Annotated in this window: 25 protein-coding genes; 15 read left to right on the plus strand and 10 right to left on the minus strand. The window is 57.3% G+C overall.

The genetic code is table 11. The features are described from left to right. The first annotated feature begins 258 nt into the window (after window positions 1–258). Window positions 259–1,242, plus strand: coding sequence for a L,D-transpeptidase LdtE (ldtE, locus tag AC07P6_RS13305; RefSeq protein ID WP_182239370.1), 984 nt, complete (start codon window positions 259–261; stop codon window positions 1,240–1,242). Window positions 1,243–1,308: 66 nt separating this feature from the next. Here ldtE and lpp read toward each other — a convergent pair whose 3' ends face one another. The 3 genes from lpp to ynhH form a co-directional block, all read right to left on the minus strand. After that, complete coding sequence (lpp, locus tag AC07P6_RS13310) at window positions 1,309–1,545, minus strand: murein lipoprotein Lpp (RefSeq protein ID WP_003029373.1); 237 nt, start codon at window positions 1,543–1,545, stop codon at window positions 1,309–1,311. 312 nt (window positions 1,546–1,857) lie between these two features. Beyond that, complete coding sequence (gene pykF, locus AC07P6_RS13315; RefSeq protein WP_112213429.1) at window positions 1,858–3,270, minus strand: pyruvate kinase PykF; 1,413 nt, start codon at window positions 3,268–3,270, stop codon at window positions 1,858–1,860. 7 nt (window positions 3,271–3,277) lie between these two features. Then, window positions 3,278–3,688: a protein YnhH gene (gene ynhH / locus AC07P6_RS13320; protein WP_434663076.1), complete on the minus strand. Its 411-nt coding sequence runs from the start codon at window positions 3,686–3,688 to the stop codon at window positions 3,278–3,280. A gap of 93 nt (window positions 3,689–3,781) precedes the next feature. Here ynhH and fumD point away from each other — a divergent pair, with 93 nt between their 5' ends. Then, window positions 3,782–3,994, plus strand: a complete 213-nt coding sequence (fumD, locus tag AC07P6_RS13325) for a fumarate hydratase FumD (RefSeq protein ID WP_110275751.1) — start codon at window positions 3,782–3,784, stop codon at window positions 3,992–3,994. 26 nt (window positions 3,995–4,020) lie between these two features. Here the strand turns inward: fumD and AC07P6_RS13330 are convergent, their stop codons facing one another. Then, complete coding sequence (locus AC07P6_RS13330) at window positions 4,021–4,659, minus strand: TetR/AcrR family transcriptional regulator (protein ID WP_110275752.1); 639 nt, start codon at window positions 4,657–4,659, stop codon at window positions 4,021–4,023. Between the two features lie 126 nt (window positions 4,660–4,785). Between AC07P6_RS13330 and AC07P6_RS13335 the strand changes: the two genes are divergently transcribed. From AC07P6_RS13335 to AC07P6_RS13350, 4 genes are all read left to right on the plus strand, one after another. Further along, window positions 4,786–6,642: a bifunctional sugar phosphate isomerase/epimerase/4-hydroxyphenylpyruvate dioxygenase family protein gene (locus AC07P6_RS13335; protein WP_478316577.1), complete on the plus strand. Its 1,857-nt coding sequence runs from the start codon at window positions 4,786–4,788 to the stop codon at window positions 6,640–6,642. A gap of 76 nt (window positions 6,643–6,718) precedes the next feature. Further along, the gene (locus tag AC07P6_RS13340) at window positions 6,719–8,038 is read left to right on the plus strand and encodes an MFS transporter (RefSeq protein WP_478316579.1); all 1,320 of its coding nucleotides are present in this window, start codon (window positions 6,719–6,721) and stop codon (window positions 8,036–8,038) included. Window positions 8,039–8,067: 29 nt separating this feature from the next. Further along, the gene (locus AC07P6_RS13345; protein WP_304259724.1) at window positions 8,068–8,904 is read left to right on the plus strand and encodes a shikimate dehydrogenase family protein; all 837 of its coding nucleotides are present in this window, start codon (window positions 8,068–8,070) and stop codon (window positions 8,902–8,904) included. Window positions 8,905–8,962: 58 nt separating this feature from the next. Continuing rightward, on the plus strand, window positions 8,963–9,703 hold the full coding sequence (locus AC07P6_RS13350; protein ID WP_478316582.1) for a substrate-binding domain-containing protein: 741 nt from the start codon (window positions 8,963–8,965) through the stop codon (window positions 9,701–9,703). On the opposite strand, the gene AC07P6_RS13355 is transcribed toward AC07P6_RS13350, so the two are convergent. The 4 genes from AC07P6_RS13355 to AC07P6_RS13370 all read right to left on the minus strand — a co-directional run bounded on the left by AC07P6_RS13355 (window position 9,687) and on the right by AC07P6_RS13370 (window position 13,396). Beyond that, the gene (locus tag AC07P6_RS13355; RefSeq protein ID WP_478316583.1) at window positions 9,687–10,436 is read right to left on the minus strand and encodes an ABC transporter ATP-binding protein; all 750 of its coding nucleotides are present in this window, start codon (window positions 10,434–10,436) and stop codon (window positions 9,687–9,689) included. The two genes, AC07P6_RS13350 and AC07P6_RS13355, sit on opposite strands and share 17 nt — an antisense overlap. Continuing rightward, window positions 10,436–11,440: a FecCD family ABC transporter permease gene (locus AC07P6_RS13360; protein WP_182239360.1), complete on the minus strand. Its 1,005-nt coding sequence runs from the start codon at window positions 11,438–11,440 to the stop codon at window positions 10,436–10,438. Before AC07P6_RS13360 ends, AC07P6_RS13355 begins: the two co-directional genes overlap by 1 nt. Further along, on the minus strand, window positions 11,430–12,491 hold the full coding sequence (locus AC07P6_RS13365) for an ABC transporter substrate-binding protein (protein WP_478316585.1): 1,062 nt from the start codon (window positions 12,489–12,491) through the stop codon (window positions 11,430–11,432). The genes AC07P6_RS13360 and AC07P6_RS13365 overlap by 11 nt, the downstream gene beginning before the upstream one ends. A 98-nt stretch (window positions 12,492–12,589) precedes the next feature. Further along, the gene (locus tag AC07P6_RS13370; protein WP_478316587.1) at window positions 12,590–13,396 is read right to left on the minus strand and encodes a DNA-binding transcriptional regulator; all 807 of its coding nucleotides are present in this window, start codon (window positions 13,394–13,396) and stop codon (window positions 12,590–12,592) included. A 192-nt stretch (window positions 13,397–13,588) separates the two neighbouring features. Here AC07P6_RS13370 and AC07P6_RS13375 point away from each other — a divergent pair, with 192 nt between their 5' ends. The 9 genes from AC07P6_RS13375 (at window position 13,589) to AC07P6_RS13415 (ending at window position 23,707) form a co-directional block, all read left to right on the plus strand. Then, a complete protein-coding gene (locus AC07P6_RS13375; RefSeq protein ID WP_182239354.1) occupies window positions 13,589–15,253 on the plus strand; it encodes a bifunctional 3-(3-hydroxy-phenyl)propionate/3-hydroxycinnamic acid hydroxylase in 1,665 nt (554 codons plus the stop codon). A gap of 1 nt (window position 15,254) precedes the next feature. Next, complete coding sequence (gene mhpB, locus AC07P6_RS13380; protein WP_478316588.1) at window positions 15,255–16,199, plus strand: 2,3-dihydroxyphenylpropionate/2,3-dihydroxicinnamic acid 1,2-dioxygenase; 945 nt, start codon at window positions 15,255–15,257, stop codon at window positions 16,197–16,199. A gap of 16 nt (window positions 16,200–16,215) precedes the next feature. Continuing rightward, a complete protein-coding gene (gene mhpC / locus AC07P6_RS13385; protein WP_304259713.1) occupies window positions 16,216–17,082 on the plus strand; it encodes a 2-hydroxy-6-oxonona-2,4-dienedioate hydrolase in 867 nt (288 codons plus the stop codon). 9 nt (window positions 17,083–17,091) lie between these two features. Beyond that, window positions 17,092–17,898 (plus strand): 2-keto-4-pentenoate hydratase, encoded by an 807-nt coding sequence (gene mhpD, locus AC07P6_RS13390; protein ID WP_478316590.1) that lies wholly within the window; start codon window positions 17,092–17,094, stop codon window positions 17,896–17,898. Further along, window positions 17,891–18,841 carry an acetaldehyde dehydrogenase gene (gene mhpF, locus AC07P6_RS13395; protein ID WP_182239346.1) on the plus strand — a complete coding sequence of 317 codons (951 nt, stop codon included), beginning with the start codon at window positions 17,891–17,893 and terminating at the stop codon, window positions 18,839–18,841. Before mhpD ends, mhpF begins: the two co-directional genes overlap by 8 nt. After that, window positions 18,838–19,854, plus strand: a complete 1,017-nt coding sequence (gene mhpE, locus AC07P6_RS13400) for a 4-hydroxy-2-oxovalerate aldolase (protein ID WP_181485926.1) — start codon at window positions 18,838–18,840, stop codon at window positions 19,852–19,854. Before mhpF ends, mhpE begins: the two co-directional genes overlap by 4 nt. A gap of 191 nt (window positions 19,855–20,045) precedes the next feature. After that, window positions 20,046–21,242 (plus strand): 3-(3-hydroxy-phenyl)propionate transporter MhpT, encoded by a 1,197-nt coding sequence (gene mhpT / locus AC07P6_RS13405; protein WP_181485927.1) that lies wholly within the window; start codon window positions 20,046–20,048, stop codon window positions 21,240–21,242. A 242-nt stretch (window positions 21,243–21,484) separates the two neighbouring features. Next, window positions 21,485–22,240 carry a purine nucleoside phosphorylase YfiH/LACC1 family protein gene (locus AC07P6_RS13410; RefSeq protein WP_478316592.1) on the plus strand — a complete coding sequence of 252 codons (756 nt, stop codon included), beginning with the start codon at window positions 21,485–21,487 and terminating at the stop codon, window positions 22,238–22,240. 63 nt (window positions 22,241–22,303) lie between these two features. Continuing rightward, window positions 22,304–23,707, plus strand: a complete 1,404-nt coding sequence (locus tag AC07P6_RS13415; RefSeq protein WP_478316593.1) for a DUF1996 domain-containing protein — start codon at window positions 22,304–22,306, stop codon at window positions 23,705–23,707. 235 nt (window positions 23,708–23,942) lie between these two features. On the opposite strand, the gene AC07P6_RS13420 is transcribed toward AC07P6_RS13415, so the two are convergent. Together AC07P6_RS13420 and AC07P6_RS13425 are read right to left on the minus strand one after the other, a co-directional pair. Further along, on the minus strand, window positions 23,943–25,523 hold the full coding sequence (locus tag AC07P6_RS13420; protein ID WP_478316595.1) for a rhodanese homology domain-containing protein: 1,581 nt from the start codon (window positions 25,521–25,523) through the stop codon (window positions 23,943–23,945). A 1-nt stretch (window position 25,524) separates the two neighbouring features. Beyond that, a complete protein-coding gene (locus AC07P6_RS13425) occupies window positions 25,525–26,121 on the minus strand; it encodes a cysteine dioxygenase family protein (protein ID WP_434663112.1) in 597 nt (198 codons plus the stop codon). Window positions 26,122–26,143 lie beyond the last annotated feature (22 nt).

Below are 26,143 nucleotides of genomic sequence, written 5' to 3' on the forward strand. Positions count from 1 at the left end.
TAGTCACCTAGAATAAAACAGGTAGATTCATATCCGTGGCGCTTCGCTTGCACGGGCCTACGGAAAACTCATAGCCTGATGATATTATGGGTTTTGTAGACCGGTTAAGGCGGCTAGCCGCCACCCGGCAAAAATGCGAGCACTGTGTTTAAAACGGGTTTGTCATCAGTCTCATTTTATTCTGTTATGCGCGACGGGAGTTCGCTTCTCGTCAGTATACAGGCCTGGTGTTTTATCAGCGAAAGAAGGAATCTCAGTATGAAACGCGCGTCCCTCATTACCATAGCCCTTCTGAGCGCCCTCAGCGCGTCACACGCTGCCTGGGCCGTTGATTACCCACTTCCCCCAGCCAATAGCCGCCTGATTGGTGAAAACCAGTCCTGGACAGTGCAGGAGGACGACCGCAATCTACAGGCGATAGCCCGTCGTTTTGACACGGCGGCGATGCTGATCCTTGAAGCGAACGATACTATCGCGCCGGTGCAGCCTAAGCCGGGCACTCAGGTGCTGATTCCCTCGCAAATGCTGCTGCCTGACGTACCGCGAGAGGGGATTGTCGTCAACCTGGCTGAACTGCGCCTTTACTACTTCCCGCCGGGCGTGAATCAGGTGCAGGTTTATCCGCTGGGAATTGGCCAACAGGGGCTGGAAACGCCGGAGATGACTACCCGTATTGGACAGAAAATCCCTAATCCGACCTGGACGCCGACGGCGGGCATACGAGCCCGCTCGCTGGAGAAAGGAATTAAGTTGCCGCCGGTAGTGCCTGCAGGGCCGTATAACCCGTTAGGACGCTATGCGCTGCGTCTGGCGTACGGTAACGGCGAGTATCTTATTCATGGCACTAATGCGCCGGACAGCGTGGGGTTACGCGTCAGCTCAGGATGTATGCGAATGAATGCCGCGGATATTCAGTCTTTATTCAGTCAGGTGAAAAGCGGCACGCCGGTGCGCATTATCAATCAGCCAGTGAAGTTCGCCGTAGAGCCTGACGGCAAACGCTATGTTGAAGTTCATCGTCCGTTAACATCTGATGAAGGTAGCAATACGCAGACGATGGCCTATACGCACCCTGCGGAATTTCATCAGTTTGCTGGCGATAAAGCGGTAGATGAGGCGTTACTTAAGCGCGCGCTGACCAGACGAGCAGGGTATCCGGTGGCGGTATCAGGTAGTGAGAACGCGACCTCAACGTTGTCGGTACAAAATGCGCCGGTGGATGAAGCGAAAAGAACGCAGTAGGCGGGGCGAAAAGCAAAGCAAAAAAAATGGCGCACAATGTGCGCCATTTTTATTACACAGATACTATTACTTACGGTATTTAGTAGCTGCGTTGTCCAGACGCTGGTTAGCGCGTGCTGCGTCATCTTTAGCAGCCTGAACGTCGGAACGCATTGCGTTCACGTCGTTGCTCAGCTGGTCAACTTTAGCGTTCAGAGTCTGAACGTCAGAAGACAGCTGATCGATTTTAGCATTGCTGGAGCAACCAGCCAGCAGAGTAGAACCCAGGATTACCGCGCCCAGTACCAGTTTAGTACGATTCATTATTAATACCCTCTAGATTGAGTTAATCTCCATGTAGCGTTACAAGTATTACACAAACTTTTTTGTGATGAGAATATTTTTTTACTTGAATGCACTTATTTTTGATCGTTCGCTCAAAGAAGCATCGAAATCGTCGCTTTAGTTTAAAAACGTGTGTGAAAACAGCACGCTTCCATCGGATTCATCTTAGATAATCTCTGGTTAAATAGTAAATTCCGATTTGCATTTTTATTAATAGTAGCTAGTACTAAAATAAAAAAAAGCGCCCCGAAGAGGCGCTTTTAAAGGAAATACTAATTAACCTGTAAATTATTACAGCACGTGCACAGAAGCGGTATTGGTGGTTCCGCTTGGGACTAACGCGCCGGAAACCATAACAACTACGTCACCTTTGCGTGCCAGGCCGCTTTGCAGCGCCAGCTCTTTACCCTGGATATAGAAAGCATCAGTAGAAGAAATATCTTCTACCAGCTGCGCCACAACACCTTTGGTCAGCACCAGCTGACGCGCAGTCGTTTCGTTGGTGGTCAGCGCCAGGATGGTCGCATCCGGGAAGTATTTACGTACGGCACGTGCAGATTTACCGCCCTGGGTTGCGACAACAATCAGCGGCGCTTCCAGTTTTTCAGCTGTTTCAACCGCACCGCGGCAAACCGCTTCGGTGATGCGCAGCTTACGGTTGTCGTTGTTGAACTCCAGACGGCTGGTCATCACGCGGTCGGTACGTTCGCAGATGGTCGCCATGATGGTGACTGCTTCCAGCGGGTATTTACCTTTTGCGGATTCACCGGACAGCATCACTGCATCGGTACCGTCCAGGATGGCGTTAGCCACGTCGCCTGCTTCTGCACGGGTCGGACGCGGGTTTTTGATCATGGAATCCAGCATCTGAGTCGCGGTGATAACCACTTTACGCGCGCGGATACATTTCTCGATCATCATCTTCTGAGCGAAGATAACTTCTTCTACCGGGATCTCTACGCCCAGGTCGCCACGTGCAACCATGATGCCATCAGACGCTTCGAGGATTTCGTCGAAGTTGTTCAGGCCTTCCTGGTTTTCGATCTTGGAGATGATCTGGATCTTCTCGCCGCCGTGGGCTTTCAGGTGCTCACGGATTTCAACGACGTCAGAACGTTTACGGATAAAGGAAGCAGCAACAAAGTCAACGCCTTGCTCGCAACCGAAGATCAGATCTTGTTTGTCTTTTTCAGCCAGGGCCGGCAGGGCGATGGAAACGCCCGGCAGGTTAACGCCTTTGTTCTCGCCGAGGTCGCCGTTGTTCAGTACTTTACAGACAACTTTGTTACCTTCGATTGCGGTGACTTCCATACCGATCAGACCATCGTCTACCAGCACGGTGTTGCCAACGCTCAGGTCGCTGGTGAAACCTTCATAGGTCACAGCAACGATATCGTTATTACCGACAACGGATTTATCGGTAGTGAAGGTGAAAGTCTGACCGGCTTTCAGGGAAACGTCGTTACCGCCTTCCAGCTTAATGGTACGAATTTCCGGACCTTTGGTATCCAGCAGGATAGCCGCTTTCTTACCGGTTTTACTCATCACATTGCGCAGGTTCTGGATGCGCTGACCGTGTTCCGCATAGTCACCGTGAGAGAAGTTCAGACGCATGACGTTCATGCCCGCGTCCAGCATTTTGGTTAACATCTCTTCAGATTCGGTTTTCGGACCGATGGTGCAAACAATTTTGGTCTTTTTCATGACAGTTTTAGTCTTTAAGTTGTGAAGGATAAGGATAGGGGATTCTCACTCCGTGGGCGCACTGCCATGGAGTTAAACCTGTATTACGAAAGTTGCTATGCCACGCTCTAAGGATAGGTGACAACAATAGAGCGTGCAGAAGAAAGTGTGCTGGCGGTTCAGCCCATGAAAAGAGGCAATGTGTTATGCGTTTAGTCATGCAATCCAATGCGCTGAAACCATTCAATACGAATTTGTTGGGCATTATACGTTGCCAAATCCAAAAAAGAAAATGAAAACCATGTTTCATTTCTATAGTCATGTACTTAACAAAAAGCAAACTAATCCTATGATTTTGCGCAACACATTTTTTCACCTGGTGACAAGATAAATAGCGCGAAAACGCGGATTTATTCACAAGTTTTGCAGAGAAAATCATCTGCTGGTCAGCAAAAGCGGCACTGGTTTGATTTATCCAGAAAATATATCAATAATGATTTGATTGATAATGAAAATTTGTGAGCCAAATACAATGGGAAATAAAGCGAAAGACGACGAACTGTACCAGGAAATGTGTCGTGTAGTCGGCAAAGTCGTGCTTGAAATGCGCGATTTGGGCCAGGAGCCGAAACATATCGTTATCGCCGGCGTCCTGCGCACCGCTCTGGCTAACTCTCATGTTCAGCGTTCCGAACTGACGCAGGAAGCGATGGCGAAAGTTGTCCATGCTCTTTCAGGAAACTAGCCGTTCCTGCGCGCTGCCTTTTCGCTTCAGGAAATCACGAAGCGAACCACCGCTTTGACGGCAATATCGCAGTGATGTGTGACCATCGCTTCATCATCAATTTCCGGCAACGGATCGTCGAGATACAGGCTGCTGAAGGTATAAAAGTTTGATACCTGATAAAAGCTAAAGCTGCTGATCAGCCGATGCACATCGCGCGCTTCCAGTCCTGCCTGAAACACCCCTTGCTGCTGGCCACGCTGAAGAATGTCTTCAAGAATCGACAGGGCAGTGCGGTTTAGCGGTTTTAACTGACCGGAATTTTTTAGCCATTTCCCGCGCTGCATATTTTCCATACAGATCACCCGCATATAGTCGGCGTGCGTAGCGTGATAGCGTACGCTCCACTTCACCAGTTGCACCAGCGCCTCGACCGGCGGCACGTTTTCCAGCCCAAGCTGCTGCTCGGTTTCGCGAATACGTGCATAGATGTGCTGGAGCACCGCCTGATAGAGCTGCTCTTTGGTCTTGAAGTAATAAACCACCATCCTTTTCGTGGTCTGCGCTTCGGTGGCGATCTGTTCCATTCGCGCACCTGACAATCCATGTTCGGCGAAAACGGTAATGGCAGCGGCAAAGATCCGCTCTTTGAGGGATTGTGCTTCATCGTGAGCAACGGCGGACATAACGGCTCCTTTTTAATAAGATGCAAAAAATACACATATCGATCACAATTTGGCAACCTATCATGGCGCGATTGAACCAAATGATACATATTCAGGTCTTAGGTCAGCTAATGACACGAGGACTCTATGCTGCGCTCAATCGCTACCGTCTCCATCTCCGGCACCTTACCCGAAAAGCTGCACGCGATTGCCGCGGCGGGCTATCAGGGCGTCGAAATCTTCGAAAACGATCTGCTCTATTATACGGGTACGCCGAGCGATATCCGTCATCTGGCAGCTGATTTAGGGCTAAAAATCACGCTTTTTCAACCCTTTCGTGATTTTGAAGGCGCCAGCCGCAGTCAGTTCGAAGCGAATCTGGAACGTGCAAAGCGCAAATTCGCGCTAATGCATGAACTGGGCTGCGACACTATGTTGCTGTGCAGCAACGTCCAGCCGGACTGTTCCGCCAACGTTGAGCTACAGGTCGCTGACCTGCGTGCGCTGGCTGAACTGGCGGAGCAAGAGGGCATAGCTATTGGCTATGAGGCGCTGGCCTGGGGTACGCACGTCAACCGCTGGCATCAGGCCTGGGAGCGGGTCAAAAGCGTTGACAGCCCGGCGCTGGGCATTGTGCTCGACAGCTTCCATGTTCTGGCGCGCGGCGATACGCTCCAGCGTCTGCCGGAAGTCCCGGCAGAGAAAATCACCTTTGTGCAGATGGCCGACGCGCCGCTGATGAAGATGGATATTCTGGAATGGAGCCGCCATTTCCGCTGCTTCCCCGGTCAGGGGCAGTTGCCGCTGGTGGATTTCGCCTGCGCGCTAACCCGCTGTGGCTATCGCGGCCCGTGGTCGCTGGAGATTTTCAATGATAGCTTCCGCGCCTCGCCCAACAATGTGACGGCGAAAGATGGCTATCGTTCTTTGCTGTGGCTGGAAGAGCAGACCCGCCAGCGGTTACCGCAGAGCAGCGTGCCGTTGTTCGCGCCTCCTGAACTTCCTGAGTACGCCGGGCTGGAGTTTATCGAGTTCGCCGCGAATCCGGCGGAGGCTAAAGGGCTGGGACAGCGGTTGGCGCAGCTTGGCTTTGCCGAAGAGGGAACGCATCGCTCAAAACGCGTCTCCCTCTGGCGTAACGGCGGGGCCCGGGTGGTCGTCAACGCGCAACCGCACAGCTGGGCCGATCATTTTCACCAGCGCCATGGGGTGTCATTGTGCGCGATGGCGCTGCGCGTTAGCCAGAGTGAGGCAATTGTCGAGCGCGCCCGCGCATACGGATATGCCACCTGGCAGGGCGACGCAGGGCCGAATGAAAGCCCGATTCCGGCGATTTGCGCCCCGGACGGCAGCCTGGTTTATCTGATTGAGATGGGTGATGATATTTACACCCGTGATTTCCATCTGTGCGCCGACCTGCCTCTGCGCGACGATTACCTCGGAATCGATCATCTGGCGTTGGGGATGGAAGCGGACAGCCGCGATAACTGGATTATCTTTTTCCGCACCGTATTTGGCTTCAGCCTTGAGCACGAACAAACTCTGCCGGACCCGTACGGGCTGGTGCGCAGCCTGGCGGTGCGCAGTCCGCAGGGCGATATTCGTCTCGCATTAAATATCTCGCAAAGTCGCGCCACGCAGATTGCCCGCTCGGTAGCCTGCTATCAGGGCGCTGGCCTTCAGCACGCGGCCTTTGCCTGTCGTGATTTACCCGCCACGCTTGAAAGCCTACCGCAGGTCTCCGTCAACGCGCTACCTATCCCAGCGAACTACTACGAGGATCTGCTGGCCCGTTTTGGTGAGAGCGACCGCGTTAACATGCTAAAGCGCCTGCAAATTCTCTATGACAGCGATGGCAGCGGCGGCGAATTTCTGCATCTCTATACCCGTCCCTTCTCCGCAGGACGTTTTTTCTTCGAATTGACTGAGCGACGCGAGGGTTACGCACTTTATGGTGCTGTAAACGCAGCGGTACGCTTGTCAGCAATGCAGTACACCGAGTAATGTAGCAGATGGTTCACAACGCAACAGCACAAACACAATAACAACACGTATCTGTACTCTATGACAGGAAACGACTATGAACTCTTATAGCCAAAATCAGGCGACGGCGGGCGCAGCCAACGGCGTGCGACCTTCCCGGCGGCGTATCGGCATTCTTGCGCTGCTGGCCGTCGGCACAATGATCAATTATCTCGACCGTACGGTGTTGGGGATTGCCGCACCGCAGCTGACCGCCGAACTGGGTATCGATGCCGCGGTGATGGGGATCGTCTTCTCCGCTTTTGCCTGGACCTACGCGCTGGCGCAGATCCCCGGCGGGATCTTTCTGGACCGCTTTGGCAACAAAATTACCTATTTTCTGGCGTTGACCCTGTGGTCGCTATTTACCATGTTCCACGGTATGGCGGTGGGCCTGAAAACGCTGCTGCTGTGCCGCTTTGGTCTTGGCGTCAGCGAAGCGCCCTGTTTCCCGGTGAACAGTCGGGTGGTGAGCGCCTGGTTCCCGCAGCAGGAGCGTGCAAAAGCGACGGCGGTTTATACCGTCGGCGAATACCTCGGGCTGGCCTGCTTTTCACCGCTGCTGTTCTGGATTATGGGCAGCTTCGGCTGGCGGGCGCTGTTTATTAGCGTCGGCGCGGTTGGTGTGCTGTTTGCCCTGGTGTGGTGGCGTAATTACCGTGAGCCGCATGAGGATAAGCATCTTAATCAGCAGGAGCGCGAGCATATCGTCAACGGCGGCGGGATGACGACCGGAGCGGAACAACACACGGCGTTTAGCTGGCCGCTGATCCGCCAGCTGCTGGCCAAACGGCAAATTCTCGGCGCCAGCATCGGGCAGTTCGCCGGTAATACGGTACTGGTATTCTTCCTCACCTGGTTCCCGACCTATCTGGCGACCGAACGCCATATGCCGTGGATCAAAGTCGGCTTCTTCGCCATTATGCCGTTTCTCGCGGCGGCGGGCGGCGTGATGTTCGGCGGTTGGGTTTCGGACAAATTGCTGAAAGCTACCGGCTCGGCAAACCTTGGACGCAAGCTGCCTATCGTGGCCGGTCTGCTGATGGCGAGCACCATTATTTCCGCCAACTGGCTGACCAGCGATCTGGCGGTCATCCTGGTGATGTCGTTCGCCTTCTTTGGTCAGGGAATGGTCGGTCTGGGCTGGACGTTAATTTCTGATATCGCGCCAAAAGGCCTCGGCGGCCTGACCGGCGGCTTATTTAACTTCTGCGCCAACCTTGCCGGTATTTTGACGCCGCTGGTGATTGGTTTCATTGTGGCCGCCTCGGGTAACTTCTTTTACGCGCTTATCTATGTTGGCGGCGCGGCGCTGCTGGGCGTGGCGGCTTATTTGTTTATTTTGGGCGACGTTAAACGTATCGAACTTTCGCAGTAATATTTTTGCAGTAACTAAAGGAGCAGGGGATGGTGATTAGTGGTAATACGCGGCTGATAGCGCATCTGGGCTACCCGACCGCTAAATTTAAAGCGCCGATGATTTATAACCCGTGGTTTGCCCATCAGCAGGTTGATGCCAAAGTGGTGCCGATGGGCGTGAAGCCAGAGGATTATGCCGCCTTTGTGCCGACGCTGTTTAAGATGACCAATATTATCGGCGCGCTGGTCACCATGCCGCACAAAATCACCACCTGCGAGCTGGTCCAGCATATTAGCCCGACGGCGGCGATTGCCGGAGCCTGTAACGCGATTCGCCTTGAAGCCGACGGCAGCCTGAGCGGTGATATGTTTGATGGCGATGGATTTGTTCTTGGCATTCAGCGTAAAGGTTTCGTGACACAAGGGGCGCGAGCGCTAGTGGTTGGTAGCGGCGGCGTAGGCTCGGCCATTGCCGCTTCGCTGGCGGCGGCGGGCGTTAGCGCGCTGACGCTGTACGACGCTCGTTCGCAGACCGCTGAAGCGCTGGCTGAGCGTCTGCTTGCGCACTATCCTCAGCTGGATATTACCCTGATGCAGCGCGACCCGCAGGGGCACGATCTGGTGGTTAACGCGACACCGCTGGGAATGAAAGAGGGCGATCCGCTGCCGCTGGATCCTCAACGTCTGACGCCGGGAACCTTTGTCGGCGAAGTGGTGATGGCCCAGGAGTTCACGCCATTATTGCTGGCGGCACAGGCGGCGGGGTGCCCAATCCAGCGCGGTACCGATATGTTGTTCGAGATGATCCCGGCTTATCTGCGCTTCTTCAACTTGCCGGTGGCAACTCCGGAACAGCTGCGGGAGCTGGCGGAAATTCGTTACTGAAACGGGCTGAACCCGGGTAATATGGCGCTATATTTTTCGTTTTATAGCGATTTTTTTTATGACCACCTCTTTAACGCTGTTGGCGGCGGGAAGCCTGAAAAGTGCTTTTATCCCGCTGCTGGCACGCTTTCAGCAGCAAACCGGCATCCCGGTCGATGTTCATTTTGGACCTGCAGGCCTGCTGCGCGAGCGCATTGAGGCCGGGGAACCCTGCTCCGTTTTCGCTTCAGCCAACACTCAACATCCACAGGCGCTGCGTCAGGCCGGGCTGGCCGGAGAGTGCCACTTATTTGCCCGTAATCAGCTTATGCTGACCGCCAGGCGCAGCGTGGAAACCGACGAGCGGGACTGGCTGGCGCTTCTCCGCGACCCGGTCTTGCGCCTGGCGACGTCAACACCGGGCTGCGACCCGTCGGGTGACTATACCTGGCAGCTTTTTTCCCTGATTGAACAACGTTGCCCCGGCGTGGGTGACGCCATTACGGCTCGCGCGCAGCAACTGGTAGGGGGACGAGACTCTCTGACCATACCTGCCGGTGAAACCGCCGGAGCGTGGCTGATTCGCGAAAACTTAACCGATCTGTTTATTGGTTATGCGCATTACGCTACGCAGATGGCAGCGTGCGATGACCTGCGTACCCTGGCCATACCGCCGTCGTGGAATATTCGCTGCGACTATCAGCTGGCGCAGATTGAACAGAGCCCCGGAGCGCAGCAGCTGTGCCGCTTTATCCTCGGCGTGGAGGGCCAGCGCTTCCTGAAAAACGCTGGTTTTTTAGCTATCAACGATGAATGGTAAACTGCGGGGCCAGCAGCGGAACCGCCGATCCGGGATGATTGATTTTGCGCACCGGCAAACCATAGGCGCGCTGAAGGTTCTCTTCCGTCAGCACGTTGGTGGATTCGCCTGCCAGCCATTCTCCATCAGGCAGCAGGAGCAGCGTATGGCTCGCTACCTGCAGAGCATGGGTCGGGTCGTGAGTGGTAAACACCACCGTGCGCCGCTGGCGATGGGCGAGGTCGCTGATTAATTGCAGTACCACCTGCTGGTTGGCCAGATCCAACGCCGAGCAGGGCTCATCCAGCAGGATATTCTGGCTGGCTCCCACCAACGCCCTGGCGATCAGTACCAGCTGCTGCTGGCCGCCGGACAACGAACGAAACACCTTACCGGCCAGCGACGCGATGCCGAGCTGCATCAGCGCCTCCTGCACCTGGCGCTCATCTTCCGCTGACGGCTGAGCGAACAGATTGACGTGGCGGGCTCGCCCCATCAGCACTACATCGCGCACCTGCCAGCTAAAGGCCGGGCGAAAAGATTGTGGCACAATGCCGATACCGCCCTCACAGGTAAACTGACCGCCGAGCGGCGTCAGTACCCCAGTCAGGGTATCAAGCAGGGTGCTTTTACCGCGCCCGTTTGCGCCGAGCACCGCCCAGATATCGCCGGAACGGCACTGTAAACTCAACGGAGTAAACAGCGGCTGGCTATGACCATATAACAGATCGGTTAAACGCAAGGAAAGCGTCATCAGAATGCCCCTCTGCGCCGTGAATGTACCAGCAGATAAGTGAACAGCGGTGCGCCAAGCAGGGCAGTAATAATGCCAATAGGGATCTCGGCCTGGGTTAACGTGCGGGCAAGGTCATCGACGACAATCATAAAACCGCCGCCAAGCCAGAAGGCGGTCGGCAGAAGACGCCGATGATCGGCCCCCACCAGCAGCCGCGCCAGATGCGGAATAACCAGTCCGACCCACGCAATGCTGCCGCTCACCGCCACCTGGGAAGCCACCAGCACCGCGCAGCACACCAACACGCCACGGCGCAGAGCGGTAACGGAAACCCCCAGCCCGCGAGCGTCTTTGTCCTCCAGCGCCAGCAGATTAATCCGCCAGCGCAGCTTAAAGAGCACTGCCGCCGCGCAGCCCACTGGAATTGCCATCATCAGCACTTTGTGCCAGTTGGCAGTGGCAAAACTACCCAGCAGCCAGAAAACAATGTTTGGCAGCGTTTCTTCGGTATCGGCCAGGTACTGCATCAGGCTCACCAGCGCGGCAAAAAAGCCGCTGAGAATAATCCCTGAGAGGATCAGCACCAGCGTGCTTTCCCGCCCCTGAAGTGCGGCAATCAGGTACACCAGAATCAGCGCGGCAAGACCGAAGAAAAAGGTTGAGGTCATCATCAGCAGGGTATTGAGCCCCAGCAGAATCGCCAGCGTACCGCCAAAAGCGGAGCCGGAGGTGACGCCGATGATATGCGGATCCACCAGCGGATTCTGGAACACGCCTTGCAACGTGGCTCCGCACAGCCCCAGCGCGCCGCCGGCCAGCAGCGCCATCACGATCCTTGGCAGCCTCACCGACCAGACCACCTGTCCGGCCACGCCGTCAACGGGCGAAAGATGCGCCAGCTGGCGGAAAACTTCCGCCAGGCTTAACGGGTATTGACCAAAACAGATTGAAGCGACGGCAATTAACAGCGTAACCAGCGCGAGGGTGCATTGTACCAGGGCCGGGTGGCGATTACTGAGCATCCGGTGTCCACTTCACGCGATAGAAACGCTGATAGTAATCCTGCGCTTTCGCATCAACATCGACGTTGTTATAGCGGGACGGGTAGAGCTTTTTCGCCATCCACAGTTCGCCAATAGCCAGCGCTTCCGGCATCGGGTAGCCCCAGGCTTTGGCGTATTCCGGCATCAGCCACACGCGGTGGTTCTTCACCGCGTCAATGCTTTGCCACTGCGGGTCGTTCTGGATCTGTTTGACCACCTCCGGGTAGCGGTCCTGGACAAAAATCACCTCCGGGTTCCACTGCAGCACCTGCTCCAGCGACACCTGACGTGCGCCTTTCACGCTGGAGGCAGCCACGTTCAGCGCCCCGGCGTGCGTCATCATCAGGCCGGTATACTTACCCGAACCGTAGGTATTGAGGTCCGGATTGGCCATATATACCCGTACCCGCTGATTTTCCGGGATATCGGCAACCGGCGCGTTGGCTTTTTCCCGTGCGCTAAAGGTGTAGTTAATCAGGTCTTCAGCCTGAGTTTTACGATCAACCACATCGCCAATCAGGCGGATGCCCTGTTTCAGGCCCTCGTTGTAGGCCTGCTCTTCATCGGCCATCGTCGGGTTCATTTTGTTTTTCTCACCAGCGGCATCCTGGCGCAGCGAGACGGCCACCACCGGGATCCCGGCGTTTTGAATCTGCTGGATCATCGCCTGTGGCGCATAGTTGGCGACAAACACCACCTGCGGATGCAGAGCCAGCAGGCTTTCGATATTGACCTGAGTCAGATCGCCCGGCATCGGCAGTTTCTCAATGCCCGGCATAAAGCGGGCAAACTGCGGGCCGAGCTGTTTTTTCCAACTGCTCATCACGCCGACGATATGGTCAGCGGCGTTAAGCTGCACCAGCAGGTTTAAGGTCTGGTGCTGAAGCACCACGGCGCGGGTGACGTGGTCGGGGAGGGTGACCTCGCGGCCCAACTGGTCGGTGACGATGCGGTCAGCAAAGGCCTGACCGGCGAACAGACTGGCGCTTAGCAGCGTCAGCGCCAATAAAAAACGCGGTTGTTTTGACATGGAATGGCTCAGTTGCGTAAAGGGAATCGCTATGTATTAGAGTACATAGCGACGCCGATCGCAATTGCTAGCAGGCCATTTACCCCTTCAGGACAGGGTTATTCGTAAAAAACTTCTTCATCGGCCATGCGTTCTTCGAGCTGGCTAACCACTTTTTGCAACGAGGCGAGATACTTCTCTGCTGCCTGTTCAATGGTCATTGCCTGGGCCATATACACCAGGTTCAGGCAGCCGACAACCCGCTGCTGGCGGCGGACGGGCACCGCAATCGAGGCAATTTTCTCCTCCTGCTGCCAGCCGCGAAAGTTTTCGCCATAACCGTTGTGCCGGGTGCGTTCGAGAATGGCGGCCAGCTTTTCCGGCTCCCGCGCCAGCTGGTACTCCGCTTCCGGGCGTGCGGCCAGCATCTCGATGATTGGGCTTCGTTCGTGTTCCGGCGCGAAGGCCAGCCAGGTTAATCCGGAGGCGGTCAGCAGCAGCGGCAGGCGGCGGCCTACCATCGCCCGATGGAAGGAGAGGCGGCTGAAGCGGTGGGTGGTTTCGCGTACCACCATGGCATCCACATCAAGAGTCGTGATGTCGGTGGGCCATAAAACCTCCCGCAAAAGCTCGCCCAGTAGCGGCGTGGCGAGGGCAGAAATCCAATGCTCGTCACGAAATCCCTCACTTAATTGCCGAACTTTGATCGTCAATCGAAAGCTGTCATCCGAGCGGCTGCGGCGAACATATCCCTCATCTTGTAGCGTTTCCAGTAGTCGTCTGACGGTGGTGCGATGCAGGCCGCTAAACTCAGCCAGGGTGCCGACCGTCGCGCCTCCGTCGAATTTATTTAACAAATTTAATAACAATAACCCGCGGCTTAATCCGCGTACCGTCTTGTAATCCGCTGACGAATTTTCGCTCATATCGCCTCGATAAAAATCATTTTAAACAATCATGTGCACCTGGTGCACATTTAATGATGTTTTGATTGTAGCGCAATTTAGCAACTCTATACTGACCTCACTATAAAAATATATTCACATTTAATTAACAAATTACCGCGTTGTTGATGTTTTCCCGATAGCGGCAATTTGACCGAAGCGTGAGGTTTTGAAATGACAACATCTAATCCTGATATCCAACCGGTCGTGCAGCATACCGCCCAGGTGGCGATTGCCGGTGCTGGCCCTGTTGGTCTGATGATCGCCAACTACCTGGGGCAAATGGGCGTCAGCGTGCTGCTGATTGAGAAGCTGGATTCACTGATCGATTACCCCCGCGCCATTGGTATCGACGATGAGGCGCTGCGGGCGATGCAGGCTGTCGGACTGGTGGACAACGTACTGCCGCACACCACGCCGTGGCACGCCATGCGCTTTCTGACTCCGAAAGGGCGCTGCTTCGCCGATATTCAGCCGATGACCGACGAGTTTGGCTGGTCGCGGCGTAACGCTTTTATTCAGCCGCAGGTGGATGGGGTGATGTATGACGGCCTGAGCCGCTTCCCCCACGTGCGCTGCTTGTTTTCCCGCGAAGTTGAAGCCTTCAGTCAGGATAGTGACGGTGTCACGTTAAACCTACACGGCAGCAATGGTGAGCACGAAACCGTACGCGCCGACTGGCTGGTAGCCTGCGACGGCGGTGCCAGCATTATTCGCCGCGCGCTGAATATTCCCTTTGAAGGGAAAACCGCGCCGAATCAGTGGATTGTTATCGATATCGCTAACGACCCGCTTGCCACTCCGCATGTCTATCTGTGCTGCGACCCGGTGCGCCCGTACGTCTCCGCCGCGCTGCCGCACGGGGTACGTCGCTTTGAATTTATGGTGATGCCTGGTGAAACCGAGGCCCAGTTGAGCGAGCCGGACAATATGCGCAAGCTGCTGAGCAAGGTGCTGCCGGACCCGGATAACGTCGAGCTGATCCGCCAGCGCGTCTATACCCATAACGCGCGCATCGCCGAACGCTTTCGCGTGGATCGCATACTGCTGGCGGGCGACGCCGCGCACATCATGCCGGTCTGGCAGGGACAGGGTTACAACAGCGGCATGCGCGATGCTTTCAATCTGGCGTGGAAGCTGGCGCTGGTGGTGAACGGCCAGGCCGGAGAGTCGCTGCTCGATAGTTACCAGCAGGAGCGCCGGGACCACGCGAAAGCGATGATCGACCTGTCGGTCACCGCCGGTAACGTACTGGCGCCGCCGAAACGCTGGCACGGCGCGGTACGCGATGGCGTTACCTGGCTGCTCAACTATCTGCCGCCGGTCAAACGCTACTTCCTCGAAATGCGCTTCAAGCCGATGCCGCAGTATCAAGATGGCGCGCTGCTGGCGGAAGGCGAAGGCAAAAATTCCCCGGTCGGCAAGATGTTTATCCAGCCGAAGGTCACGCTTGAAAACGGTGACGTCACGCTGCTGGATGAGGTGATTGGCGCGAACTTCGCCATCATCGGCTGGGGCTGTAACCCGCAATGGGGGCTGAGCGATAAGCAGATTTCCCGCTGGCGCGCCGCCGGAGTGCGTTTTATCCAGGTGGTGCCGGAGGTGCAGATTCATTGCGACCAGGACAACGTTCCCGGCGTCATTCGCCTCGGCGACACGCAAAATCGCCTGAAAAGCTGGTTTGCGCAGCACGATACCGCCATCGCCGTTGTGCGTCCGGACCGCTTCGTCGCCACCGTGGCGATACCGCAAACCCTGGGCAATAAGCTTGATGCGCTGGCGAGCAAAATGCAGCTGGCATCCGCGCAACCCGCAACAACGATTGAACAGGTGGCCTGATATGAATGCTTATCTTCACTGTCTCTCGCATACCCCGCTGGTGGGATATGTTGACCCGGAGCAGGCGGTGCTGGACGAGGTCAACGGCGTGATTGCTGACGCCAGGGCGCGAATTGCCGCCTTCGACCCGGAGCTGGTGGTGCTGTTTGCCCCCGATCACTACAACGGCTTTTTCTACGACGTGATGCCGCCGTTCTGCTTAGGCATTGGCGCAACCTCTATTGGTGATTTCGCCAGCGCCAGCGGCGAGCTACCGGTGCCGACGGCGCTGGCGGAGGCCTGCGCTCACGCGGTAATGAAAGACGGTATCGACCTGGCGGTCTCTTACTGTATGCAGGTGGATCACGGCTTTGCGCAACCGCTGGAGTTTCTGCTCGGCGGGCTGGATAAGCTGCCGGTTCTGCCGGTGTTTATCAACGGCGTGGCGACGCCGCTGCCGGGCTTTCAGCGCACCCGGATGCTGGGCGAAGCCATCGGCCGCTTTCTCACCACTCTCAATAAACGCGTACTGATCCTCGGTTCCGGTGGACTTTCGCACCAGCCGCCGGTACCGGAGTTGGCGAAGGCTGATGCGCATATGCGCGACCGGCTGCTGGGCAGCGGCAAACAGCTGCCGCCGGACGAGCGTGAACTGCGCCAGCAGCGGGTGATCAGCGCAGCGAAGCAGTTTATTGATGACCAGAATTCGCTTTATCCGCTCAATCCTATTTGGGACAACCGCTTTATGAGCCTGCTGGAGCAGGGGCGGCTGGCGGAGCTGGATACCGTGAGTAACGAAGAGCTGTCGGCGATGGCGGGTAAATCAACGCACGAAATTAAAACCTGGGTAGCCGCCTTTGCTGCGCTATCCGCTTTTGGCAACTGGCGCAGCGAAGGCCGCTATTACCGACCCATCCCCGAGTGGATTGCCGGATTTGGCTCGCTGAGTGCCGCCACGCAGAACTGAATAAAAGGGAGAACATATGAGCTATCAACCACAAACAGAAGCCGCTACCAGTCGTTTCCTCAACGTTGAAGAGGACGGAAAAACTTTACGCATTCACTTTAACGACTGCGGCCAGGGCGATGAAACCGTGGTCCTGCTGCACGGCTCCGGCCCCGGCGCTACCGGCTGGGCTAACTTCAGCCGCAATATCGATCCGCTGGTCGAGGCGGGCTACCGGGTGATTCTGCTGGACTGCCCCGGCTGGGGGAAAAGCGACTCTATCATCAACGGTGGTTCTCGTTCAGACCTCAACGCTCGGGTGCTGAAAAGCGTCGTTGACCAACTGGATATCAGCAAAGTGCATCTGCTGGGCAACTCCATGGGCGGCCACAGCGCGGTGGCCTTTACCCTGAGCTGGCCGGAACGCGTTGGCAAACTGGTGCTGATGGGCGGCGGAACCGGCGGCATGAGCCTGTTTACGCCGATGCCGACGGAAGGGATCAAGCTGCTCAACGGCCTGTACCGCGAACCGACCATCGAAAACCTGAAAAAGATGATGAATATCTTTGTTTTCGATACCCGCGATCTGACCGAAGCGCTGTTTGAAGCGCGCCTCAACAATATGCTGTCGCGGCGGGATCATCTGGACAACTTTGTCAAAAGCCTGGAGGCCAATCCGAAGCAGTTCCCGGACTTCAGCCCGCGCCTTGGCGAAATCAGCGCCCGGACCTTGATCGTTTGGGGGCGTAACGACCGCTTTGTACCGATGGACGCCGGGCTGCGTCTGCTGGCAGGCATTAACGGATCCGAGCTGCACATCTATCGTGACTGCGGCCACTGGGCGCAGTGGGAACACGCGGAGAGCTTTAACCAACTGGTGCTCGATTTTCTGGCGCGGACCTAAGGAATCATCATGACCACGTTATCTCTTGAACAACTGGCGCAGCGGCTGCGCGAGGCCGAAACCCAAGGGCAGGCGCTTGAACCGTTGCGCGATATTATTGGCGTCGACAACGCCGAAGCCGCCTACGCCATCCAGCGACTCAACGTCCAGCACCACGTCACCAGGGGGCGCCGGGTAGTGGGGCGTAAGGTCGGACTGACCCATCCCAAAGTGCAACAACAACTGGGCGTTGACCAGCCGGACTTCGGCACCCTGTTTGCCGACATGTGCTACGGCGATAACGCCAATGTGCCGTTCTCCCGTGTTTTGCAGCCGAAAGTGGAGGCCGAAATCGCTCTCGTACTTAAACACGATCTGCCGCATGCCGACACCACCTTTGATGAGCTGTACGCCGCTATCGACTGGGTGCTGCCCGCGCTGGAAGTGGTCGGCAGCCGCATTCGCGACTGGTCGATTGGTTTCGTTGATACGGTAGCTGACAACGCTTCCTGCGGCGTCTACGTGATCGGCAGCCCGGCGTGCCGACCGGAGGGGCTGGATCTGAAAAACTGCACCATGCGCATGACCCGCAATCAGGAGGAAGTCTCCAGCGGACGCGGTAGCGAGTGCCTCGGTCATCCACTGAACGCGGCGGTATGGCTGGCGCGCAAAATGGCCAGCCTTGGCGAGCCGCTGCGGGCGGGCGATATCGTGCTGACGGGTGCGCTGGGGCCGATGGTGGCGATTAACGCCGGCGATCGTTTTGAAGCCCATATTGAGGGTTTAGGTTCAGTGGCGGCTAGTTTTGTCGCCGGAGAGGAAGGCAGTCATGCGTAAACGTAAAGTCGCGATTATCGGCTCCGGCAATATCGGTACCGATTTGATGATTAAAATTCTGCGCCACGGGCAGCATCTGGAGATGGCGGTGATGGTTGGCATCGACCCGGAATCCGACGGCCTGGCCCGCGCCCGGCGCATGGGCGTCGCCACCACCCATAAAGGTGTCGGCGGTCTGATGCAGATGGCGGAATTTGCCGACATTGATTTTGTTTTCGACGCCACCAGCGCCGGGGCGCACGTGAAAAACGACGCCGCGCTGCGCGAAGCCAAACCGGGAATTCGCGTTATCGACCTGACCCCGGCGGCTATCGGTCCGTACTGCGTACCGGTGGTCAACCTTGATGCCAATCTGCAACAGGGCAACGTCAATATGGTGACCTGCGGCGGCCAGGCGACCATCCCGATGGTGGCGGCGGTTTCACGGGTAGCGAAAGTGCACTACGCGGAAATCATTGCCTCTATTGCCAGCAAATCCGCCGGTCCGGGGACGCGAGCCAATATTGATGAATTTACCGAAACCACCTCACAGGCCATTGAAAAAGTCGGCGGCGCGGCGAAGGGCAAAGCGATTATCGTGCTGAACCCGGCGGAGCCGCCGCTGATGATGCGCGACACCGTTTATGTGTTAAGCGAAATGGCGTCGCAGCAGGAGATCGCCGCCTCAATCGAGGCGATGGCGGCGGCGGTGCAGGCCTATGTGCCGGGCTACCGCCTGAAACAGCAGGTGCAGTTTGAAGTGATCCCGGAAGATAAGCCGGTGAACCTGCCGGGCGTTGGCCGCTTCTCCGGCCTGAAAACATCGGTTTACCTCGAAGTCGAAGGGGCAGCGCACTACCTGCCAGCCTACGCGGGTAACCTCGATATTATGACATCGGCGGCGCTGGCAACGGCGGAGAAAATGGCCCAGGCAATGAACGGCGCAGCGGGAGAAGTAGTATGAACGGTAAAAAACTCTATATCTCAGACGTGACCCTGCGCGACGGGATGCATGCTATTCGCCATCAGTATTCACTGGATAATGTCCGCCAGATTGCCCGAGCGCTGGATAGCGCAGGGGTCGATTCAATAGAAGTGGCGCACGGCGACGGCCTGCAAGGCTCCAGCTTCAACTACGGATTCGGCGCGCACAGCGACCTCGAGTGGATTGAAGCGGCGGCAGAGTCGGTCAGCCAGGCGAAAATTGCCACTTTACTGCTACCCGGTATCGGCACTCTGCATGACCTGAAAAACGCGTATCAGGCCGGGGCGCGGGTGGTGCGGGTAGCCACTCACTGCACCGAAGCTGACGTCTCGGCGCAGCATATCGCCTTCGCCCGCGAGCTGGGTATGGACACCGTTGGCTTCCTGATGATGAGCCATATGACCACCCCGGAGCAGTTGGCGCAGCAGGCGCTGAAGATGGAATCCTACGGTGCGACCTGTATCTACGTGGTCGATTCCGGCGGGGCGATGAATATGAACGACATTCGCGATCGTTTTCGCGCCCTGAAAGCGGTACTGAAGCCGGAAACCGCTACCGGGATGCACGCGCATCATAACCTCAGCCTCGGCGTTGCCAACTCCATCGCCGCGGTGGAAGAGGGTTGCGACCGCATCGACGCCAGCCTGGCAGGGATGGGGGCCGGAGCAGGCAACGCGCCGCTGGAGGTCTTTATCGCCGCCGCCGACAAACTCGGCTGGAACCACGGTACCGATCTTTACGCCTTAATGAACGCCGCCGATGAACTGGTGCGCCCGCTACAGGACCGTCCGGTGCGCGTTGACCGCGAAACGCTGGCGCTGGGCTATGCCGGGGTGTACTCGAGCTTCCTGCGCCATAGCGAAGTGGCGGCGGCGCGCTACGGCCTGAGCGCGGTGGATATTCTCGTCGAACTCGGCAAGCGGCGGATGGTGGGCGGTCAGGAAGATATGATCGTCGATGTCGCGCTGGACCTGCTTAATCGTAATAAATAGAAGAAATGCTCGGCTGATGGCAAATGTGCTTAAAAGCGAATGAGGGTTCGTTTTTCTCCCTCTCCCCTTCGGGGAGAGGGGAGGATCGTCCGTGCTCTTTTTAGGGTTTGTCATCAGTCTCAATGCGCGGCTGGCAACGTATCAGCCGCCATTCACCTGCTCCGATTATCCGGATATCGCAAAGGTACCCTATGACCCAAACCACGACTGCAAGCAATTCACGCCTGATGTTAACCGTCGGGCTCTGTTTTATGGTGGCCCTGATGGAAGGGCTGGATCTGCAGGCTGCGGGGATTGCCGCCGTCGGCATGGCGCAAGCGTTCGCGCTGGATAAAATGCAGATGGGCTGGATTTTTAGCGCCGGGATCCTCGGCCTGCTGCCCGGCGCGCTGGTGGGCGGCATTCTGGCGGATCGTTATGGGCGCAAGCGTATTCTGCTGGGCTCGGTTCTGCTCTTTGGCCTGTTCTCCATCGCCACCGCTCTGGCGTGGAATTACCCGACGCTGCTGCTGGCGCGTCTGTTGACCGGAGTTGGGCTGGGCGCGGCCCTACCCAATCTGATTGCTTTAACTTCCGAGGCCGCCGGTCCGCGCTTTCGCGGCAGGGCGGTGAGCCTGATGTACTGCGGCGTGCCGATTGGCGCAGCGCTGGCGGCGGCGCTGGGCTTTTTCGGCCTCGCTTCGGCCTGGCAAACGGTATTCTGGGTTGGCGGTGTCGTCCCGCTGCTGCTGGTGCCATTACTGATGCGCTGGCTGCCGGAATCGCCGGTCTTTCGGCGCAGCGTAGAAGGCGTGCCGTTGCGTACGCTGCTCGCGCCGGGTAACGCCGCCGCCACGTTGCTGCTGTGGCTGTGTTATTTCTTCACGCTGCTGGTGGTGTATATGCTGATTAACTGGCTGCCGATGCTGTTAGTCGGTCAGGGTTTCAGCGCCAGCGAGGCGGCGGGCGTGATGTTTGTTCTCCAGTTCGGTGCCGCCAGCGGCACGCTGCTGTTGGGGGCGCTGATGGATAAGCTCAGCCCGCTGTGGATGTCGCTGCTGATTTACACCGGCATGCTGGCGTCGCTGCTGGCGCTGGGCACCGCATCGTCTCTTGGCGCGATGCTATTCTCGGGATTTGTTGCCGGACTGTTCGCCACAGGCGGGCAGAGTGTGCTGTATGCCCTGGCGCCGCTGTTTTATCGCACCGAAATCCGCGCGACCGGGGTGGGGACTGCGGTGGCGATAGGGCGTTTAGGGGCAATGAGCGGCCCGCTGCTGGCGGGAAAAATGCTCGCGCTGGGCACCGGCACCCTCGGCGTGATGGCGGCTTCGGCTCCCGGAATTTTGCTGGCAGGTGCGGCGGTGTTCTGGCTGATGAGCCGACAAAAGCGCGCTGCGCTGGCCTGATAGAACAGAGAGGTTCCCGGGGGCGGCGTGGAAAAGCTGCGCCTTGTCCGGGCTACCGGCCCGCAGAAGCTTGTTGCTTGTAGTCGAGGGAGCGCCATAATAAAAAGGCGCTCAAAACCGTTCCCTCGCTCCTTTGGAGAGAGGGTTAGGGTGAGGGGAAGTCGCTCGCAGGATACCTTACCTTGCGCATCCACCCACTTTGGCATACGTTAAATCATCATCCATTGATTCTTTCGGGCATCATGTCTTTTACATCCCGCTTATTGAGCGATATCCCCGGCATCCGCTACGCCTTTCTCGATGTTCATGAAACTGCCGCCTTTCCCTATGGCGAAATGGCACCGGTCAAGCTGGTTCACGGCAACGTTGTACATCACTATCAGGCACCGCAGGCGGAGCGACCCCATGCCGACGCGATGTTTACCGCCGTCAAAGGGCAGAAGATGGGGGTGGTGACCGCCGATTGCCTGCCGCTGCTGATGGCTTCGCGAGACGGGCGCTATATCTGTAGCGTCCACGCGGGCTGGCGCGGCGCGGCCAGCGGGATCATCGAAAATAGCCTCGCGCTGTTTCGGCGTTATCAGGTTTCTCCCGAAGAGCTGGTGGTGGTGAGCGGGCCGCATATTCATCCCTGCTGCTACGAAGTTTCGTCAGATTTTTATCAGGCGCTGCTGGCAATGCCTGCGGGCGAACTGGCAAAACGCCATCATGAACGTATTTTTCAGCCTCATCAGGCCTCGTCTGAGGGGGCCCGTGCGAAAGCGACCAGCAGCGATAATTTATGGTTTGATCTGCGGGTTTTTGCCGAACTGCTACTGCGCAATGCGGGCGTGCCGGATGAAAATATGGAGTGGCTGGGAAGCTGCACCTACTGTACGCCGCAGTCGTTGGGGTCGTTTCGCCGCCGCACCCATACGCCGGCAGAGAAGTCGTTCCAGTATTCCTGGATCATGCGCGAGCCGGGCGATGATGAGTTGATGAGACGAAATGATGATTGATGATGTGTAACATCGGCGGGCGTTTGCTATCTCTGCACTCCTTCAAACAAGGAGGATTGCAAAATGAAATTGAACTCGTTCGCTTTAAGTCTCGCCCCGCTGCTGGCCGCCAGCGCTTTTTCCGCTCATGCTGGCCCACAGGCTCACGTGGTCTGTGCGTATCACCATACGCTCGGCGATGACGCCATTATGATGTTCGGTAAGCCGAACCAGGCCATGTGGCATGACTTTTTCGGCAACACCCATACCGATGCGGTGTCTACTTACCAGACGCTGCGCGACCAGCCGGAAACCACCTGCGATAACAAAGCCGACAGCTCTGCCTACTGGGCACCGTCGATGAAGCTACCGGATGGCCAAATCGTCACCCCCGCCTACCAGAAAACCTATTACCAGACCACCAAAGTGGAACAACATCCGCTGCATCCGTTCCCGGCGGGCCTCGAACTGCTGGCGGGCGATCATCATGGTTCGGCACCCAGCTCGCGCATCACTTTTCTGTGCGCTAACGGCAAAGGCTACAGCAACAAAGCCGGAGAGGTTTGCGGGCTGCGTAAAGCGGGTGACGCGGTACAGTTTAATATCGGTATTCAGTTCCCTAACTGCTGGGATGGCGTCAACCTGAAACCAACCCATGGGCACAGCAACGCGGCGTACGATGTAAATGGCGCCTGCCCGACCGCTTATCCGGTCAAAATGCCGACGGTGAATATGAACATTGCCTACGTCTTGCCGCAGATCAAATCCCTCGACACGGCGAAAGTTGAACTGTCGATGGACCCGGTAATGAACGGTGATGTACGTGAAGAACATTGGGGCAGCATTTACTCCGCCCATGCTGATTTTATGAACGGCTGGACGGTGGAAGGGGCGCACTATATGACCGAGCGCTGCATGAATAAGGGGATCGATTGCGGGAGCGCGGTGCCTTATGGTTTCACGACGGTGGAAGAGAACGCGCTGGTAGACAGCACTGAACCGACCGCTACGCATGCTGCGCCAGAAAATCTGGTGGTGAGCGATAACTGGAAGAACGGTGGTCGCACGCATAATCCGGAAACCATGACGCTGGTGAAATTCCAGATCCCGCCGCTGCCGCAGGGTCAGGACGCCTCACTGTTTAAATATCAGGTGCGGATTTACGGCGGTAAAGTGGAAACCAACGGTGCGGATCAGATCTTCTTCTATCCGGCGAGCAACGACTGGAGCGCAGATAGCGTGACCTGGAACCATCGTCCGTCCTGCAACTACAGCTCTGATGCCTCGTTATATCTCAATTCATCGCGGGAATACCGGATGGTGAACGTTGATAAAGCGGTGCGTAAGGCGCTGGCGGAAGGAAAAACCGAGATCTCCTGGTATATTGGCGGCGACCGTCAGGGCAACAGCTACCATTTCGACCCGGCTTTCGCGCAGCAGGAGCCAATGCTGATGCTGACCGGTTTTAAAACCACGCCGGAGATCTGATTTCGGTAGGTGCCGAGAAACTCCCGGAGGCGATGCTGCGCATCTGTCCGGGCTACCGCCCACAGACGGCGATGAACCCGTAGCCCCGGTAAGGCGTCAGCCGCCACCGGGGAGATCATCCGAAGCTGCGTTGGATGTGGTTTCCCGGGTCGCGGCGTAAACGCCTTACCCGGGCTACCGCCCGCAAACGGCGGTGGACACGTAGCCTCGCTAAGCGCAGCGCGAGCAAGGAGATTTACAATACCTTAAACCCGTGCGTGCCATCGCGTGCCAGCTGTTCAACCAGGCCGAACTCCCAGTCGAGGTAGGACTGCATTGCCGCAGGGGAGTTATCGGTTCCTTCATACGGGCGGCGATAGCGATCGCTACGCGGCGTCGCCAGATGCGTCTCACCATGCTCCAGCGCCAGCCCGGCATCAATCCACGCCAGCGTTCCGCCGTTCAATAGCTGTACCGGTTTACCGGTTAATGCCGCCACTTCCGGCACCGCGTATCTTGCCAGCAGGCTGCTGCCACAGGTGACAACGTAACGTTTAGCTGAGGGGGTTGTCTCCAGCGCCTGGCGCAGCTGCGAGCGTACCAGCCAGTACGCGCCAGGAATATGTCGGGCGACATAGTTGGCGCTGGTGGTGAAATCCAGCACCACGGTACCCGGCTCCCGTAGCTGTTCCGCCAGCTGCTGCGGCGAAATCTCCTCCACCTGCGGTCCCGGAGGGACGCTGATGGCTGGGGTTCCTCGCTCGTTAAAATCATCCCGCCGCACATCGTTTAATACCGCAACTTCCCAGCCCATCTGCGCCAGCCAGGAGGCGGTTATCGGTGCGCGAATCCCATCATCGGCAATGAGTACAATCCGCGCCCCGCGCACGCTGGCGAAATGATCGGTTTCCTGTACCAACTGCCCGCCGGGAGCGCTCACGCTCTGCGGCAGATGGCCCGCCGCGTACTCTTCCGGGCTGCGTACATCGAATAGATACGTGGTACGTTCGGGCTGCCGCTGCCAGCGCTTAACGGTGTCACTATCGATAAAAATCACACCCGCGCGCTCGGCTAGCTGTTTCACCTGCGCCACGCGTTCGGCTGAGGCGTGAAAATCTGTATCGTAGCGCCGCTGCTGACCGTGTTCGAGTTCAAGCCCGGCTAAGGTCCAGCCGATGGTGCCGTTACGCAGCGCGTAGACCGGATTGGGCAAACCGGCGTTACGTAACGACTGCGTACCGATAATGCTGCGGGTGCGTCCCGCGCAGTTGACGATAACCGTGGTCTGCGGCGAAGGGAGCAGCCCCTCAATACGCAGCGCCAGCTCTGCGCCGGGCACGCTGATGCTGCCGGGAATATTCATAGTTTGATACTCATCGAAGCGGCGCGCGTCGACGATAACCACCTCCTGCTGACCGTTGATTAGGTCTTTCACTTCTTCGGCGCTCAGCGAGGGCGTATGCCGCTTGCTTTCCACCAGTTCGCCGAAGGCTTTGCTCGGTGAATTGACGTCCTGAAACAGCTCTCCGCCGCTGCGCTGCCAGCCCTGTAGACCGCCCTCCAGCAGGCTAACATCCTGATATCCCCAGCTATGCAGACGCTCAACGGCCAGTTCCGCCAGGCCTTCGCCGTTGTCATACAAGGTAATCGGCGTCGTCAGGCGCGGTACGCGACGGAAAATTTCCAGCTCCAGCTTGCTTAGCGGCAGGTTAGCGGCAAACAGCGGATGATTGCGGGCGAACTCCGCCTCTTCGCGAAGGTCGATCAGCGCCAGCTCCGCGCCGTCAAGCAGCGCCTGGCGCAGCTGTGCCGCCGGGCGATAAGAGTAATCAGGCATATTAATTATCCTTAGAGAGATCCCAGATATTGGGTAAGTGGCGATTGGAGTAGCCGGAAACAAACGGTTTAACGAGGCCTTCCTCGGTATAAACCGCGCGCCTGACGCCGCCGATATTGCCGCCGTAGACGTGAATGCTGATAGAGACACTGTCCGTCAGCGCGTTGCTTACCCGGTGAATGTCGCCGTCGCGGGAAGAGACCTTTTCCACCTCGCCGGGGGAGAGGCGCTCGGCAAGGCCGCTGGACACCGGCTGACCGTGCTGGTCCAGGCGGTAGCGCTGATTCTCCTCCGCGCCGCGCAGCATACCGATGGCTCCCCACACCCGGTGATCGTGAATCGGCGTCGATTGCCCCGGCCCCCAGACGAAACTCACAATGGAAAAACGCTGCCCGGAGTCGGCGTGCAGCAGATACTGCTGATAGCGGTGGGGATGCGGCAGCGTGTACTCCTCCGGCAGCCAGTCATCTTTTTTCACCAGCGTCGCCAGACGACGGGCTACGGCATCCAGCAGGGCGGGCTCATCGGTAAAATCGCGATGCAGGGCATCAACGTCTTGAATAAACTGGCGTAATTTTTCCACTCGCGGTGCGGTCATGATCGCTTCCTGTTGTCGGGAC

This window comes from Klebsiella sp. GFKo11, assembly GCF_056490265.1.